The sequence below is a fragment of the Rhodococcoides kroppenstedtii genome, from assembly GCF_900111805.1.
GTDB lineage: Bacteria > Actinomycetota > Actinomycetes > Mycobacteriales > Mycobacteriaceae > Rhodococcoides > Rhodococcoides kroppenstedtii.
This window is the reverse complement of sequence record NZ_FOJN01000006.1, coordinates 91,734-108,457: the sequence shown is the minus strand read 5'-3', so window position 1 is coordinate 108,457 and position 16,724 is coordinate 91,734. Positions and strand designations below refer to the sequence as shown.

Here is a 16,724-nt window from a genome sequence, read left to right as displayed (position 1 = left end):
CGATCGGGTGTCCGGTCCCGAACGAGCCAAGCGAACCCGTCGCGGTGTGCGACGGCGTGGGCGCGGCGACGCGACCGGACGGACCGCCGATCGGCCCGCCCTGCGCACCGTGCACGAGACGTCGGCCGGCGGGCTCGTGGTCGACGGTCTCGGCGGGCCGCGCGACCGACTCTGCGCTGCGCTGATCGGCCGCACCGATCGGCGTGGACGCCTCCTGTGGTCCCTGCCGAAGGGCCACATCGAACGTGGTGAGACTCCCGAGCAGACCGCCGAACGCGAGGTCGCCGAGGAGACCGGAATCAACGGCACCGTGCTCGCCCCGCTCGGCAGCATCGACTACTGGTTCGTCACCGAGGGACGACGCGTGCACAAGACCGTGCACCACTACCTCCTGCGCTTCACCGGAGGCCAACTGTCGGACGAGGACGTCGAGGTCACCGAGGTCGCCTGGGTCCCGCTCGCCGAACTGCACACGCGGCTCGCGTACGCCGACGAGCGCAAACTCGCCGAGCGCGCCGGCGACATGATCGATCGGATGGCCGCCGACCCCGCCGGCTTCACCCCCCCGGCCGACGGTCGCGGCATCGCCGAAGCATGAGGCCCGCCGCCACCCGCCTTCTCGCCCTGCTCCTGGCCCTCGTCGCCACGGTGGCCGCGGTCGGCCTCACCGTCGCGGTGGGCCCCGCCGCCGCGCAACCGACCACGCCCCCCGACACCTCCGTCGACAGCACGTTCCTCCGTATCTCCGTCGACGAGGTCACCCCCACCACGGTCACCACCACCTCGCCGCCCGAGGTCACCGTCCGCGGCACCGTCACCAACGTCGGCGACCGGCCCGTCTCCGACATCGGCGTCCGCCTGCAACGCGCCCCGGCCGTGCGGACCGACGCGGGCCTGCGATCGGCGCTCGCCGACGACCAGGACGTCTTCGACACCGTCGGGAACTTCGACGAACTCGCCGACGGTGAACCCCTGGCGCAGGGGCAGGACCTGCCGTTCGCGCTGTCGCTTCCGCTCCGCGCGGCCGACGGCACCCTCTCGCTCGGCATCGACCGCCCCGGCATCTATCCGATGCTGGTCAACGTCAACGGCACCCCCGACTACGGCCAGCAGGCCCGGCTCGACGACGCCACGTTCCTGCTGCCCGTCGCCGGCCTCCCGCGCGACACCACGGTGCCCGACCTCGCGGCACCGACGGGCGTTCCGCTGCCCCCCGACACCGGACGCCCCGTCGCCGCGACCGTCCTGTGGCCCCTCGCCGACCGGCCCCGACTCGCGGCCGGACTGCCCGGCACCGTCGACGAGAAGGTGCGCCTGATCGACGACGACTTGGCGACGTCTCTCGACACCGGCGGACGACTCGACGGCCTGCTCACCGCGCTCGAGTTCGCGATCCAACCCTCGGTCGACCCCGACGGCGCCCTCGCCGCGTCCACGTGCGTCGCCGTCGACCCCGACCTGCTGGTGACCGTCGCGGCGATGACCCGCGGCTACCTCGTCGTCGACGCCGCCGACCCGACGGGACCGGCCCGCGACGGGACGGGCACCGATGCCGCCGTCGCCTGGCTCGACCGTCTCCGCGCGCTGGTCGCGGATCGGTGCGTCGTCGCCGTGCCGTTCGCGCAGGCCGACCTCTCGGCCGTCGCCGCGACGGGGGACGCCGCCCTGGCACAGGCCGCCGTCGCGTCCCCGCCGGACGTCGTCGACTCTCTGCTCGGGGTCTCGTCGCGGCGCGACGTCGTGTGGCCCGCCGCCGGGACCGTCGACACCGCCGCGGCCGACATGGTCGCCGCGACCCCCGCGTCGGCGCCCGGAGCCACCGACTCCGGACGGTCGTTGCTGCTCGCGCGGTCCGCCGTCGACGTCGTGGACGCCGGCACCTCGCCGGACACCGTGCTGCTCGCCGGCACCGCCGCGTCCGACCGGGCCGTGCTGTTCGGCGACGAGGTGAGCAGCGCCCTCGCCGGCGTCGGCGCCGACCCCGTGACCCCCGCGTTCACCCCCGACGCCCAGCGCATCGATCTGACGGCGGACTCCCGCACGGCGCGACTCCAGGACGCGCTGGGTGCGCTGCAGTACGAGGCACTGCTCCCCTCCGGTGCGCCCGGCACGACGCCGCGGCTCGACCGGGGGCCGCGCTCGCTGGTGGTCGTGCCGCCACAGACGTGGACTCCGGACCGGGAGGAGGCCTCGGCCGTTCTCGGCACGGTGGCCGGACTGCTGCGCAGCGGCCTCGCGACCCCCCGGCCACTGGCGGATCTGCTGGGGGTGACCCCACCCGCCGAGCCCGCGACGCTGGTGTCGCCGTCGGACGAATCGCCGGAACAGAGACTCGTCGTCACCGCCCGTGAGCAGGGCGGACGTATCACCGCGCTGCAGTCTGCGCTCGTGCAGGACCCCCGCTCGTCGCTCACCCCGGCCCTGTTCGCCGCGCCCCTGCGGGAGGATCTGCTGCGCGCTCTCGGTACGGCCGGTCGCGGCGGCACCGACCCGGCCGCCGTCGAGGACGCCGCCCGAGTGCGCGCCGATGCCGTCGTCGCGGGCATCGACCGCGCCTACGGGGCGGTGACGATCCTCGCCCCCGGCGGCGTCTTCACCCTCGCGTCGGAGGCCAGCCCGCTGCTGCTGGTCGCGCGGAACGACCTCCCCATCGGCATCGCGGTGAACCTGACGGTCGACGCCCCGCAGGCCATGGAGGTCGAGGACATCGGCCCGCAGCAGTTGCCGCCCCGCGGCAGCCGGTCGTTGCAGGTGCCGGCGCGGGTCAGCGATTCGCGCAAGATGGTCGTCGAGTTCTCGCTCAGCACGAGCGACGGAGTCGAGCTGGGGCAACCGGCCGAGGTGACCGTTCGGTCCAATGCGTACGGTCGTGCCTTGGCTCTGATCACAGTCGGAGCCGGGATACTGCTGGTGCTGCTGGTGGGCCGGCGCCTGTGGCACCGGTTCCGCGGGCAACCCGACCCCGCCGACGAACAGTGAGGACGCGATGAGCGGGTCCACGTCCGCCGAGACGAGCGCCGCAGACCAGGGCGCCGCGGACACGCGTGCCGTGGAGAGGGGCGGCGGCTCCCGGCTGCTGTCCGCGACCGGCGCGATCGCGTTCGCGACGCTCTGCAGCCGGATCACCGGCTTCGTCAAACAGCTGCTCCTGGTGACCGTCCTCGGCGTCACCGTGGCGAGCTCGTACACCGTCGCCAGCCTGATCCCCAACATGATCGCCGAGTTGGTGCTGGGCGCGGTGCTGACCGCGATCGTGGTGCCGGTCCTCGTCCGCGCGGAGTCCGAGGACGCGGATGGGGGACGCGCGTTCGTCCGTCGGCTGTTCACAGCGGCGCTGACCATGCTGGTGTTCGCCGCGATTCTGGCCACGGCCGCCGCGCCGTTGCTCACGCGCTACGTCTTTCTCTCGGACGACGGCCAGGTGAACACGGCCCTCACCACCGCCCTGCTGTTCCTCCTGCTGCCCGCCATCCTGTTCTACGGGCTGTCGGCGCTGTTCACGGCCATCCTCAACACCCGGCAGAACTTCAAGCCCGGGGCGTGGGCGCCGGTGCTCAACAACCTCGTGGTCCTCGCCGTCCTGGTCGTGTATCTGCTGATGCCGGGGGAGATCTCGCTCGACCCGGTGCGGATCAGCGACCCCAAACTGCTCGTCCTCGGGTTCGGTATCACCCTGGGCGTCGTGGTGCAGGCGACCAGCTTGATCCCGGCTCTGCGCCGCAACCGGATCGATCTCCGCCCGCTGTGGGGTCTGGACGATCGGCTGCGGCGCTTCGGCGGCATGGCGGTCGCGATCGTGCTCTACGTGGTGATCAGCCAGATCGGCATGGTCGTCGCCACCCGCATCTCCTCGCACGTCGACCCCGCTGGGCCCGTCATCTACAACCAGGCCTGGATCCTCCTGCAGCTGCCCTACGGCGTCCTCGGCGTCACCGTGCTCACCGCGATCATGCCGCGCCTGAGCCGCAACGCCGCCGCTCGCGACGTCCCCGCCGTCGTCGACGATCTGTCCGTCGCCACCCGCCTGACCATGCTCGCCCTGGTGCCGGTCATCGGCTTCCTCACCGTCGCCGGACCGCAGGTCGGCGAGGCGCTGTACGGCTACGGCAACTTCGGCAGCGCCGACGCCGCCCGACTCGGCGAGGCGGTGAGCTGGTCCGCCTTCACCCTCGTGCCCTACTCCCTGGTGCTCATCCATCTCCGGGTGTTCTACGCGCGCGAGCAGGCGTGGACCCCGACGTGGATCGTCCTCGGCATCACCGCCGTCAAGGTGGGCCTCTCCGCCTTGGCGCCGCTCGTCGCGTCGTCGGACCGATCCGTGGTCCTGCTCCTCGGTGCGGCCAACGGCCTCGGGTATCTGACGGGCGCGATCATCGGCTGGATGCTCCTGCGCCGCACCCTCGGCGACCTGCGTCTCGACGGCGTCCGGCGCACCGTCGTCGTCACCGTGCTCGCCACCGCCGTCGGCATGCTCGCCGTGGTGCTGGCCGACACCCTCCTCGGCCTCGACCGCCTCACCGGACCGGCCGCGTTGCTCCGCGTGCTCTTCGACGGCGCCGTCATGCTGCTGGTCACCGGTCTGTGTCTCGTGCGGGCACGGATCCCCGAGATCGACGCCGTGATCGTCGCCGTGCGACGCCGCCTCGGTCGCGCAGCACCGGCGCCCCCGGCGGATGCGCAGATGTTCGCCGAGACCGAGCTCATCCCTGCGATCGGCAGCCCCGACCTCCCGCCGGTCGGTCGACCGACCGGCGGGTTCGGTCCGGCGCCCCGGGGCGGACCGCTCCCGTACCCTGTGGGGCGTGAGGCCCCCGGGACGGCCGGTGACCGACGTTCGGTCCGACGGGTCCAGAACGTGCCCCCGGACGAATCCCTCACCACGATTCTCCCGGTGGTCCCCACCGGTTCCACCAGACGTGACGAAGGAGTGTCCGTGACCGACGACGAGGCGACCCGCGGTCAGGCGACCCGGGACGACGGCCCCGCCCGGCCCGACAGCGGCGTGAAGACCGACCGCACGGACGACGCCCCGACCACCGTCGATGCCCCATCCCCGGCGCCGGCCGACGACGACGCCACCACCGACGCGGGTACGGCCGTGACCGACGGCGACGTGTCCCGGCGGGCCGACGCAGCCGAGACGACCGAGGAGGCCCCGCTCGATCCGGCCACGACGGGCGTCCCCGGAGCCGGATCCCCGCCGCTCCCGCCCGCCGTACCTCCGGCCGACGCGCCGCGAGCCCCGCTGCGCGGACCCAAGCTGGTGCCGGGTGCGTCGGTGGCGGGCGGTCGCTACCGTCTGCTCGCGCCCCACGGCGGCGCCCGCGGTCTGAAGTTCTGGCAGGCCCACGACGTCAAACTCGACCGCGAGGTGGCACTCACCTTCGTCGACTCCGAGCAACGCGCCGACGGCGGTGCGGACGACACCCGCGGCGACGGCCCACAGGCCGTCCTCTCCCGCACTCTGCGACTCGGCCGGATCTCCTCGCCGGGTCTCGCCCGCGTGCTCGACGTGGTGCGTGGCAGCTCCGGCGGCATCGTCGTCGCCGAGTGGACCCGGGGACGATCGCTGCGCGAGATGGCCGACACCACGCCGTCGCCGCTCGGCGCGGCCAACGCCATCAAATCCCTCGCCGCGGCCGCCGAGCAGGCCCACCGCAGCGGCGGTGCCCTGTCCATCGACCATCCCGACCGAGTGCGGATCAGCGTCAAGGGCGACGCGGTGCTGGCGTTCCCGGCGACGTTCGCCGACGCCGATCCCAGCTCCGACGTCCGCGGCCTGGGTGCCATGCTGTACGCGCTGGTGACCGCCCGATGGCCGCTCGGCGATCCGCGCGAGACCGGATCGGTCGGCGGCATGGCGTTGGCCGACCGCACCGCGGCAGGGGCGCCGGTCGACCCGCGCGAGATCCGCTCCGACATTCCGTTCGAGGTGTCCGCCGTCGCCGTGCGTGCCCTCGAGCAGAACAGCGGCATCCGTACGGCCGCCACGGTGCAGCACATCCTGGGCCAGGCGGCCGTCGTCAACGAGAAGACGGACTACATCCCGGCCCTGCGCCTGGGCCAGCGGCCGCCGGGTGCGACGGGCCACGCCCTCGCCGATCCCGACGAGTCGGACCCGAAGTCCAACCGGACCTTGATCGTGCTGGCCGGGCTCGGTGCACTCACGGTCCTGGTCCTCGGGCTCGTGGGCTGGTGGCTGGCGAACCTCCTCGCCGGCGGTGGGACGGACGAGCCGCTGACCGAGCAGAACTTCGGCCTGACCACCTCCGCGGTCGCGCCCGAGGATCCGGCCGCCCCGGCGGCGCCCGCGGCGCCCACCCCGGTGGCCATTTCCTCGGTGGAGGTGTTCTCCCCGCAGGGCACCGCGGACAGTCCCGCGACCGTCGACAACGTGCTCGACAACGATCCGGCGACCGTCTGGCAGACGGACTCGTACTTCAACCCCTTCCCGTCGCTCAAGAGCGGTGTCGGCATCCTGGCCACGCTCGACGGCGACGTGACCCCCGGCTCGGTGTCGATCGACTCGCCCTCGCCGGGCACGGTCGTGGAGATTCGGAGTGCGTCGTCGGCCTCACCGACGCTGGACGAGACCCAGGTGATCGGGCAGGCCACGCTGGGCAACGGCCGGACCGACATCGCCGTCACGCCGGACGGGCCCACGGAGTACCTGCTCGTGTGGATCACGGACCTCAGCACGCAGGGTGGCCGCAACCAGAGCTCCATCGCCGACATCACCGTCACCGCGGGCTGACCGGTCGGCGCCGCGTCGTGCGCGGTCACAAGCATGTCGTCGTACCGCCAGGACGGTTCGGTTCTCGGCTAGTCTCCGCGCGTGCGACTCATGGGGGGAGTCGCCGGGGGTGACGCCACGGACGGCGAGCTGCTGGCGGCGCATATCGCGGGGGACAGAACGGCGTTCGCCGTCCTGGTTCGTCGTCATCAGGATCATCTGTGGCTGACGGCGCGGCGGGCGAGCTACTCCGCCGAGGACGCCGCCGACGCTCTGCAGGACGCTTTGCTCAGCGCCCATCGGACCGCCCACTCGTTCCGGGCCGACGCCGCCGTCCGTAGCTGGCTGCATCGCATCGTGGTCAATGCCTGCCTCGATCGCATCCGGCGCAATCGGGTCCGACCCACCGTTCCGCTGGACGACGACGTGCGCGAACCGCGGGATCCGTCCGACCATTACGCCGATCTGGACCTGAGCATGGTGGTCGAGCGAGCCCTCTTCACCCTCCCACCCGACCAGCGAGCCGCGATCGTCGCCGTCGACATGGAGGGCTATTCCGTCGCCGATGCCGCCGCCGCGCTGGGGGTGCCGCCGGGGACGATCAAGAGCCGCTGCGCCCGCGGGCGCCAGAAGCTCGCCGAGGTGCTCCGCACGGTGCGGACGGACGACGGGACGGGCCAGGATCCGCGCGCCACGGCTGTCTCGGATGTCGGGACTTTCTCCCCCGCACGTCGCGGGTCGACTCGTCCGTCGGCGGGAACCGAACCCGGCGGTGGTGCGTCCAAGAGGGCATGACCAGTGACGGCGAGCGGCCCGGTGAGCCGACGGGGCGGTCCGCACCCGGGCGTGACGAGCTCGCCGATCTCCATGCCGGCGCCCTGTCCGACGCCGAGGCCGCGCACCTGCGCCCGCGCCTCCTGGCCTCGCGGGAGAGCAGGGAATACGTGCAGAGCTTGGACGAGGTGCAACGCCTCCTGCGCGAGCGCGGTACCGATCTCGGCGCCGCTGAACCGATACCGGCCACTGTCGAGGCGCGCCTCCACGCGGCTCTCGCCGCAGCGCCCCCGACCGGCGTCGCGCGTCGCCACGCGATCGGTGCCGCCGCGGCCGCCGTGGCCCTCGTGATCGGCGTCGGTGCCCTGCTCACGTGGTGGCCACGATCCGGCCCCGCGCCGACGACGGTAGCCGCGCCCGATTCCGTCACCCGCGCCGACGTGGCAACGCTGATCGGTCGGCGTGACGACGGGCCGCTCGCCGACCCGTCGGCCCTCGCGGCGTGTCTCGCCGCCAACGAGGTCGCCGCCGACACCCGGGTTCTGGGGTCCGGCCCGATCTCGCTCGACGGACGGGACGCGACGCTGTTGGTGCTACCGGGCGGGGCTCCGGGTGCGCTGGTCGCGCTCGCCGTCGGACCCCGCTGCGGACCCGGATTCCCCGACACCGTCGCGCGGGCCGACATCGGCTGACCGGGGAACAATCACCGCTGACCTAGTGTTGAGGCGATTACGGGCGGTACACCGCGTGTTCTGCCGACCGCGTCCTCGTACGCGACACTCTCACCACGGAAGGCGAAGATGACGACCCCGAACGCCCACGACTCGGACATCCACGACCTGATCATCGTCGGGTCCGGCCCGGCCGGCTACACCGCGGCGGTCTACGCGGCCCGAGCGGAGCTGAAGCCGCTGGTGTTCGAGGGCACCCAGTTCGGTGGCGCTCTCATGACCACCACCGAGGTGGAGAACTTCCCCGGCTTCCGCGACGGCATCATGGGCCCGGACCTCATGGAGCAGATGCGTGAGCAGGCTCAGCGCTTCGGAGCCGACATCCGGACCGAGGACGTCGAGGCCCTCGACCTGACCGGCGACGTCAAGACCGTCACCGTCGACGGCACGGTGTACTCCGCTCGCGCGGTCATCCTCGCGATGGGTGCCGCCGCCCGCTACCTCGGCGTTCCCGGTGAGCAGGAACTGCTCGGCCGCGGTGTGTCCGCGTGCGCCACCTGCGACGGCTTCTTCTTCCGCGATCAGGACATCGCCGTTATCGGCGGCGGCGACTCCGCGATGGAGGAGGCGACGTTCCTCACGCGGTTCGCGCGCTCGGTCACCATCGTGCACCGCCGCGAGGAGTTCCGCGCCTCCCGCATCATGCTCGAGCGGGCCAAGAGCAACGAGAAGATCTCCTTCGTTACCAACGCCGAGGTGCTCGAGATGCAGGGCGACACCGGCATCACCGGGCTGAAGATCAAGGACACCGTCACCGGCGAGGAGCGCGTGCTCGACGTGACCGGGATCTTCGTCGCCATCGGCCACGACCCCCGTTCCGAGCTCGTCCGCGGACAGGTCGACCTCGACGACGACGGCTACGTGCGGGTTCAGGCCCCCACCACAGCCACGTCGATCGACGGCGTCTTCGCTGCGGGTGACCTGGTGGACCACGTCTACCAGCAGGCGATCACCGCCGCCGGGACCGGCTGCTCGGCGTCCATCGACGCCGAGCGGTGGCTCGCCGAGCAGGGCGAGATCACCGAGAACACGGTCGAGAACGCCGACCGTGACGTCGACACCGTGAGCGTCTAGTCCTACCCCTGCCCCCACACCCCGACCCCTCGATGGAGAAGCACATGTCCGACACCAACACCGTCACCATCAGCGACGACACCTTCGGCTCCGAGGTCCTGCAGAGCGAGAAGCCCGTGCTCGTGGACTTCTGGGCCACCTGGTGCGGCCCGTGCAAGATGGTCGCCCCGGTCCTCGACGAGATCGCCGGTGAGCACGGTGACAAGCTGACCGTCGCCAAACTGGACATCGACGCCAACCCGAAGGCCGCGCGGGACTTCAAGGTCATGTCGATCCCGACCATGATCCTGTTCAAGGGCGGTGAGCCCGTGAAGACCATCGTCGGTGCCAAGGGCAAGGCCGCGCTCCTGCGCGACCTCGAGGACATCCTGTCCTGACTGCTCGTTCTGCTTCGTCGACGACGCCCGGTGTGCGCGACACGCCGGGCGTCGTGCCCTAGGTGCAGCCGACGATTGTCGGACGCGCATCATCGTCTGAGACAATCGGACGGTTGCACACGACGGACGGTGTCCGCGTCCGGTGGACACCGGAGAGAGTGCAGAGTCCGGTTCACACCGGAGGTGTGAGAGTCCGGTGGACACGAGGAAAGGGCCGAACAGCATGAAACCACTCCGTCACGGCGATCATGGCCCGGCCGTCGCGGAGATCAGGGACATTCTGAGCACCCTCGGTTTCCTGGCTCCCGTCGACGCGGCACATGCGCAGGCCGGCGCGGCGTGGACCGAACCCGACGTCACCTTCGACGTGCGGCTGGACGAGGCCGTGCGGGCGTTCCAGCAGCAGCGCGGCCTGCTGGTGACCGGTGAGGTGGACACCGCCACCTACCGCTCCATCAAGGAAGCGTCCTTTCGGCTCGGCGCGCGCACGCTGATCTACCAGCTCGCCGCACCGCTCTACGGCGACGACGTCGCCACCCTGCAGCGCCGCCTGCAGGACCTCGGCTTCTACGACGGCCGTGTCGACGGGTACTTCGGCGCGCAGACCCACGAGAGCCTGTCGTCGTTCCAGGAAGAGATCGGGCTGTCGGCCGACGGCATCTGCGGGCCGGCCACCTTGCGGGCGCTGGAACTGCTGGGTCCGCGCGTCACGGGCGGCTCACCGCACGCCATCTCCGAGGAGGAGTTGGTCCGCAGTTCCGGACCTCAGCTCACGGGCAAGCGCATCGTCATCGATCCGGGCCTGGGCGGTGAGAACACCGGCGCCGTGGTCACCACTGCGGAGGGAACGAACACCGAGGAGGCCATCCTCTGGGATCTGGCCGGTCGGCTCGAGGGCCGAATGGCCGCCACCGGGATGGAGACCTACCTCTCCCGGCCGCGGGGCACGGATCCGAGCATCGCGCAGCGCGCCGAGACGGCCAACTCCATCGGCGCGGATCTCATGATCTCGCTGCGCTGCAGCACTCACTCCAGCCCCGTGGCGGAGGGCGTCGCGAGCTTCCACTTCGGCAACTCCCACGGCTCGGCCTCGCTCATCGGTCAGGTTCTCACCGGGTACATCCAGCGTGAGATCGTGGCGCGAACCTCGTTGCAGGACTGCCGTTCTCACGGACGCACATGGGACCTGCTGCGCTTGACCAACATGCCGACGGTGCAACTGGACCTCGGTTATCTCACCAACGACCACGACGTGGCGGTGCTCACCGATCCACGCCAGCGCGACATTCTCGCCGAAGCGATTCTGGTGGCGGTGAAGCGGCTCTACCTACTCGGTCAGGACGATCAGCCGACCGGCACGTTCACGTTCGCAGAACTGCTGGCCTACGAGTTGGCCGCGGCCGAGCGCGCCTGAGCGGCGGTCACCGCACGCCGACGGCCACGCGGGCGTCCTGCTCCACCACCGTGATGGCCGCGGCCTCGAGCAGGCGGTCGAGCGCTGCTTCGACGTCTTCCTTCCACCCGTGGTCCCGGTCGAGCTCGAGCCGGAGCCGGGGGTAGCGGTGGTGCGGAGCGATCACCTCGAACCCGTACTTCTCGAGGTAGGCCGCGTCGGTCATGCACGTTGCCGGACAACACGGCGTGACGGACCGGCCGTCGGGTGATGCGACCGCGTCGTCGTCGGTACGCCGCAGCCCGAAGGACTCGAGCGCGCGAACACCGCGGTTGATCAGATCGCGGACCACGGCACCGAGCAACGCCTCCCGCACATCGTCGGCGTGGCCGGCGTCGTCGATCGGCGGGGTGGAGAGGGACGTCAGGAGCACGGCGTCCGGACTGACCGGTGCGGTGGGGAAGTGGGTGACCCGAGGGACCGAGTCCGGCGGCGCGTAGAGCGCACACCCGAGCGCATCCGACGACGCCGGGACCGCCGAGTCGGTGCCGCCGGTGGCCACCTGTCCGCACGGTCCCCACTGCAGCATCAGCATGGACAACCATGCTTCCTTCTCGAACTCTGGATCGAGCGAGTCGACCGACACGTCGGCCGTCGGATCCATCGTCCAGAAGGCGCACCGCCGATCGTGCGCCGGAAGCGCACCGAACCCGCCGAGCGTGAGTGTGGAAACGACGATGGACACGCGTGGACTCACCCTCCGTACCCCGACGCGCGGAGCCGACGGGCTCCGCACCGATGTGACGCACTTCAGAATAGGCGATGGTGCCCATTGTCCCGTGCACGGGCGACGGATCATCCGATCCCGTTGTGGGACAACGGCTTACATGCCACACAGCCACGTATCGTCACAGTGACGATTCGACCCGGTGTCTCGGCACCAAGGATTGTCGCGATCAGGACGACTTCTGACGCTCCATCATCTCCACGATGCGCTCGAGGTCGTCCACCGAGCCGAACTCGACCACGATCTTGCCCTTGCGTTTGCCCAGACTCACCGTCACACGGGTGTCGAAAGAATTGGACAGCCGCTCGGCCACGTCCTGCAGCCCCGGCATCTGGATCGGCTTGCGGCGCGGCGCCGGTGCCGGCCCGGCCGGACCCTCTCGATTGGCCAGCGTCACGGCTTCCTCGGTGGCCCGAACGGACAGCCCCTCCGCAACGATGCGTGCAGCCAGTTCCTCCTGCGCCTCGGCACCGGCCTCGAGGGACAGCAGGGCACGCGCGTGTCCGGCGGACAGAACGCCCGCCGCGACGCGCCGCTGCACGGCGATGGGGAGTCGCAACAGACGGATCATGTTGGTGATCACCGGACGCGAGCGGCCCAATCGAGCCGCCAACTGATCATGAGTCACGTCGAACTCCTCGAGCAGCTGCTGATAAGCGGCGGCCTCTTCGAGGGGGTTCAACTGCACCCGATGAATGTTCTCGAGCAGTGCGTCTCGCAACAGCGTGTCGTCGGCGGTGTCGCGGACGATGGCCGGAATCGCGGTGAGTCCGGCCTCCTGGCTGGCGCGCCACCGGCGTTCACCCATGACCAGCTGGAACCGTCCGCTGCCGATGTCGCGCACCACGATCGGCTGCATCAACCCGAACTCACGGATCGAGTGCACCAGCTCGTCCAGAGCCTCCTGCTCGAAGACGGTGCGCGGCTGCTTGGGGTTCGGCTCGATCGCGCTCGGCGGGATCTCACGGTAGGTGGCGCCGGCGGGAGCGAGATCCTCCTCGGCGATCACGACCGGGGGAGTGGGGGTCTGGGCCGACGCTGCCGTCGGATCGCCCCCGATGACGACGTCCGCGGCCGCCGTGCCCAGCCCGGAACCCTGACCCGGCCCGGTGGGAATCAGCGCCGCGAGACCTCGGCCCAAGCCGCCCTTGCGCGTCTGGCTCATGCCTCACCCTTCCGACCGTCGTTCGCCGCGGCGCGTGCCGCCATCTCACGTCCCGCATCCAGATACGACATCGCTCCCCGTGAACCCGGGTCGTAGTCCAGCACGGTCATCCCGTACCCCGGTGCCTCCGACACCTTCACACTGCGGGGAATCACGGACTTCAGAACGGCACTGCCGAAATGCCCGCGAACCTCGTCGGCCACTTGATCGGCGAGCTTGGTCCGGCCGTCGTACATCGTGAGAATGACGGTGGAGACGTGCAGCGCCGGGTTCAGGTGGGCCTGAACCAGCTCGATGTTGCGCAGCAGCTGCCCCACGCCCTCGAGCGCGTAGTACTCGCACTGGATGGGGATCAGTACCTCCGAGGCCGCCACCATCGCGTTGACGGTGAGCAATCCGAGCGACGGCGGACAGTCGATGAGGACGAAGTCGATACCGAGACCGTCGAGTGCGCTGTCGGCGAGGGCAGTCTTGAGACGGCCTTCCCGCGCGACCATCGACACGAGCTCGATCTCGGCACCTGCCAGATCGATCGTCGCGGGGATACACATGAGACGTGGGTTCTTGGGGTTGCGCTGGATGGCCTCCGTGGCCGTGATCTCACCGAGCAACAGCTCGTAACTCGACGGCGTGCCCGAGGTGTGGTCAGCACCCAGCGCCGTGGACGCGTTGCCCTGCGGGTCCAGATCGACGACCAACACCGACAAACCTTGAAGGGCCAAGGCGGCAGCGAGGTTGACCGCGGTCGTGGTCTTACCGACGCCGCCCTTCTGATTGGCGATCGTGAGAACGCGGCGGCGGGCCGGCTTCGGCAGAGATGCACCACCCGGATGCAAGACCTCGCTGGCGCGCTGAGCGGCGGCGCCGATGGGAGTGTCGTCGGTGGTCATCGGCGAGTAGCCGTACGGATCGCCGGCACCCTCGCTACCGCGGGTCCCCGCCGACGTTTCACGTGAAACGGTACGAGGTGTTTCACGTGAAACGTGGTTGGTCGACTCACCCGACATGCAGGCTCCTTCATAGCTTTGGTGACTGCGGGCGGACAAACCGCATGCGCCGTCAGTTCCCGGCGGACCGCCGTGCGGGGCGATGGCTACGATGCGCGCGCTCCGCACGCACCACGATAGTGGGTGTCTGCACGACTCCCTGACCGCAGACCACAACCTCCGGGTTGACAGCCCCCAGTCGGGTCAGTGCAGTCCGATCGCGATCGATCTCGTCCTGCGCTGTGCTCCCCTTGAGTGCCACCATCACACCGCCCTCGTGGACGAGGGGAAGTGACCATCGGGCCAGCTTCTCCAGCGGCGCGACGGCACGGGAGGTCACGACGTCGGCGCCGCCGGCCTCCTTCACCACCCCGGGTTGCTCGGCGCGACCCCGTACGACCGTGGCAGTCAGACCGAGCGCGTCGACGATCTCCGCGAGGTACACGGACCGTCGCAGGAGAGGCTCGACGAGGAACACCGTGAGGTCCGGCCGTGCGATGGCGAGGGGAATACCGGGGAGACCGGCCCCACTGCCGACGTCGACCACCGACGCACCGTCCGGTACGAGCTCACCCACCACCGCACAATTCAGCAAGTGTCGCTCCCACAAGCGCGGTACCTCGCGAGGACCGATGAGTCCCCGCTCGACACCGTCGGTACCGAGCGAGGTCCAGTACTGGCGCGCGAGGTCCGCACGATCGCCGAACACGCGCTCGATGGCATCGTGCACCCACTCCGCGTTTTCGTCCGTGCTGTCGTGTTCCACGTGAAACATCCTCTCGCGTCGTCTCGGGGCGCGTGAAATCACACTCGTGTCATTCACCGTCACGTCGCGCCAAGGCGCACCGTCGCACTGTAATGGCAGGGCACGACATGTCCGAACCGAGACCGTCCGTGAACGACGAACGGGGTGCGACCTCGGTCGCACCCCGTCCTCGAAGCTCCGGGATCTCGTCCGATCCCGCGTCGTCGTCACTCCTTGACGACGACCACCCGCCGCTGCGGCTCGGCGCCCTCGCTCTCGCTGGTGACCCCGGAGACGGCTGCCACGGCGTCGTGCACGATCTTGCGCTCGAACGGCGTCATCGGATCGAGCGCCTCACGGCCCCCGTCGCGAGCGACTCGCTGCGCCGCCGCGGTCCCCAGCTCGGTGAGTTCCTGCCGACGCGCCGCGCGCCAGCCCGCGATGTCCAACATCAGCTTGCTGCGCTCGCCCGTGCTCTGCTGCACGGCCAACCGGGTCAGCTCCTGGAGGGCATCGAGCACCTCGCCCTTGCGGCCGACGAGCTTGGTGAGATCCTTCCCCCCGTCGATGGAGACCACGGCGCGATCGCCCTCGACGTCCAGATCGATGTCACCGTCGAAATCGAGCACATCGAGCAACTGCTCGAGGTAATCGCCGGCGATCTCGCCTTCCTCGACCAGGTAGTCCTCGCCGTCGTCGGTGTCGGAGTCGGCGACCACCGAGGGGTCGGTGGTCTGGTCGGTGGTCGGCTCGGCCGGGTCGGTCCGTGCATCGGTGGTCACAGTGGCAGCTTCCGTTCGCATCGTCGATCGGTGCGCAGACCGATCGGGCTGGGTGGTTCCGAGTGGTGTGGGGGAGAGCCGATCAGCGCGGTCACCGACGTCGCTGATTCTTCGGCCGCACCTTCCCCGGCGGGGTCTTCTTCTTCTTCGGTGTGGTCGCGCCGCCGTTACCGGACGAGGAAGACGACGAGGTGGACGCTGCCGTCGAGTCATTGTCCGACGAGGCCGCCGGGCGGACCGGCTTGGCACCGGGCGCAGGCTTCTTCTTCGTGAGCTCGGGGCGCGCACCGGGCTTCGGCGCGTTCTCGTTCCGTCGCTCCAGGGCAGCCTCCTTGGCGGCCGCCTCTTCCTTGTCGATCCGGCCGAAGACCAAATGCTGCTGCCCGTAGGTCCACACGTTGTTGCTGACCCAGTAGAGCAGGATCGCGACGGGCAGGAACGGACCACCGACGAGCACACCCAACGGGAACACGTACAGGGCGAGCTTGTTCATGATCGCGGCCTGCGGGTTCGCGGCCGCGGCCTCGGACTGCCGCGCCACCGACGCCCGCGAGTTCAGGTGCGTGGCGACGGACGCGATGATCATGAGGGGAACCGACACCGCGACGATCGGCCAGACCGACGGGATGCCGCCGAACGGTTCGAACGCGATCAGCACGGAGTCGGGCGAGGTGATCGCCGCAGAGATCGGCGCACCGAACAGACGGGCCGACAGGAACGACTGCACGTCGTCGACGCTGAAGAAGTAGTTCGGAGTGTTGGCGTTGACCTCGGGGCTCAGACCCAGCTGTCCGAGACCGGTGCCGGTGCGGTTGAAGGACCGCAGCACGTGGAAGAGGCCGATGAACACCGGCGCCTGCGCCAGCACGGGGAGGCAGCCCATGATCGGGTTGAAGCCGTGCTCCTTCTGCAGCTTCTGCATCTCGAGCGCGAGCTTCTGCCGGTCCTTGCCGTACTTCTTCTGGAGCGCCTTGATCTGCGGCTGCAGCTCCTGCATCTGGCGGGTCGTCCGCACCTGCTTCACGAACGGCTTGTACAGCAGCAGTCGCAGGGTGAACACGAGGAACACCACCGACAGGGCCCAGGCGAAACCGGAGTCCGCGCCGAGGACGGCACCGAACACCTTGTGCCAGACCCAGAGGATTCCGGATACCGGGTAATAGATGAAGTCGAGCAC

The 16,724-nt window shown here is 70.3% G+C and carries 13 protein-coding genes and 1 pseudogene; 8 read left to right on the top strand and 6 right to left on the bottom strand.

The features are described 5' to 3' along the window. Window positions 1-7 precede the first annotated feature (7 nt). The 8 genes and pseudogenes from BMZ18_RS09045 to BMZ18_RS09010 all read left to right on the top strand — a co-directional run bounded on the left by BMZ18_RS09045 (window position 8) and on the right by BMZ18_RS09010 (window position 11,103). Window positions 8-598: an NUDIX hydrolase gene (locus BMZ18_RS09045; RefSeq protein ID WP_068364916.1), complete on the top strand. Its 591-nt coding sequence runs from the start codon at window positions 8-10 to the stop codon at window positions 596-598. After that, entirely contained in the window at window positions 595-2,979 is a 2,385-nt protein-coding gene (locus tag BMZ18_RS09040) for a DUF6049 family protein (RefSeq protein WP_068364912.1), read from the top strand. Before BMZ18_RS09045 ends, BMZ18_RS09040 begins: the two co-directional genes overlap by 4 nt. A 7-nt stretch (window positions 2,980-2,986) precedes the next feature. Then, window positions 2,987-6,754 (top strand): murein biosynthesis integral membrane protein MurJ, encoded by a 3,768-nt coding sequence (locus BMZ18_RS09035; RefSeq protein WP_068364909.1) that lies wholly within the window; start codon window positions 2,987-2,989, stop codon window positions 6,752-6,754. Between the two features lie 81 nt (window positions 6,755-6,835). Then, window positions 6,836-7,399, top strand: a pseudogene (gene sigM, locus BMZ18_RS09030) (RNA polymerase sigma factor SigM); the annotation flags it as partial. A gap of 125 nt (window positions 7,400-7,524) precedes the next feature. Then, window positions 7,525-8,199 carry an RsmA family anti-sigma factor gene (locus tag BMZ18_RS09025; protein ID WP_068364903.1) on the top strand — a complete coding sequence of 225 codons (675 nt, stop codon included), beginning with the start codon at window positions 7,525-7,527 and terminating at the stop codon, window positions 8,197-8,199. Between the two features lie 108 nt (window positions 8,200-8,307). Beyond that, complete coding sequence (gene trxB, locus BMZ18_RS09020; RefSeq protein WP_074922105.1) at window positions 8,308-9,312, top strand: thioredoxin-disulfide reductase; 1,005 nt, start codon at window positions 8,308-8,310, stop codon at window positions 9,310-9,312. Between the two features lie 44 nt (window positions 9,313-9,356). Further along, entirely contained in the window at window positions 9,357-9,689 is a 333-nt protein-coding gene (trxA, locus tag BMZ18_RS09015) for a thioredoxin (RefSeq protein WP_068365496.1), read from the top strand. Between the two features lie 223 nt (window positions 9,690-9,912). Then, window positions 9,913-11,103, top strand: coding sequence for an N-acetylmuramoyl-L-alanine amidase (locus BMZ18_RS09010; RefSeq protein WP_068365476.1), 1,191 nt, complete (start codon window positions 9,913-9,915; stop codon window positions 11,101-11,103). A gap of 7 nt (window positions 11,104-11,110) precedes the next feature. Here the strand turns inward: BMZ18_RS09010 and BMZ18_RS09005 are convergent, their stop codons facing one another. The 6 genes from BMZ18_RS09005 to yidC all read right to left on the bottom strand — a co-directional run bounded on the left by BMZ18_RS09005 (window position 11,111) and on the right by yidC (window position 16,724). Beyond that, window positions 11,111-11,827, bottom strand: coding sequence for a hypothetical protein (locus BMZ18_RS09005; RefSeq protein ID WP_068365477.1), 717 nt, complete (start codon window positions 11,825-11,827; stop codon window positions 11,111-11,113). A 211-nt stretch (window positions 11,828-12,038) separates the two neighbouring features. Then, the gene (locus BMZ18_RS09000; protein WP_068365478.1) at window positions 12,039-13,034 is read right to left on the bottom strand and encodes a ParB/RepB/Spo0J family partition protein; all 996 of its coding nucleotides are present in this window, start codon (window positions 13,032-13,034) and stop codon (window positions 12,039-12,041) included. Beyond that, on the bottom strand, window positions 13,031-14,041 hold the full coding sequence (locus tag BMZ18_RS08995; protein ID WP_068365479.1) for a ParA family protein: 1,011 nt from the start codon (window positions 14,039-14,041) through the stop codon (window positions 13,031-13,033). Before BMZ18_RS08995 ends, BMZ18_RS09000 begins: the two co-directional genes overlap by 4 nt. A gap of 52 nt (window positions 14,042-14,093) precedes the next feature. Then, complete coding sequence (rsmG, locus tag BMZ18_RS08990) at window positions 14,094-14,795, bottom strand: 16S rRNA (guanine(527)-N(7))-methyltransferase RsmG (protein ID WP_068365480.1); 702 nt, start codon at window positions 14,793-14,795, stop codon at window positions 14,094-14,096. A gap of 197 nt (window positions 14,796-14,992) precedes the next feature. After that, a complete protein-coding gene (locus BMZ18_RS08985) occupies window positions 14,993-15,568 on the bottom strand; it encodes a Jag family protein (protein ID WP_068104414.1) in 576 nt (191 codons plus the stop codon). Between the two features lie 70 nt (window positions 15,569-15,638). Continuing rightward, window positions 15,639-16,724 carry a membrane protein insertase YidC gene (gene yidC / locus BMZ18_RS08980; protein WP_068365481.1) on the bottom strand — a complete coding sequence of 362 codons (1,086 nt, stop codon included), beginning with the start codon at window positions 16,722-16,724 and terminating at the stop codon, window positions 15,639-15,641.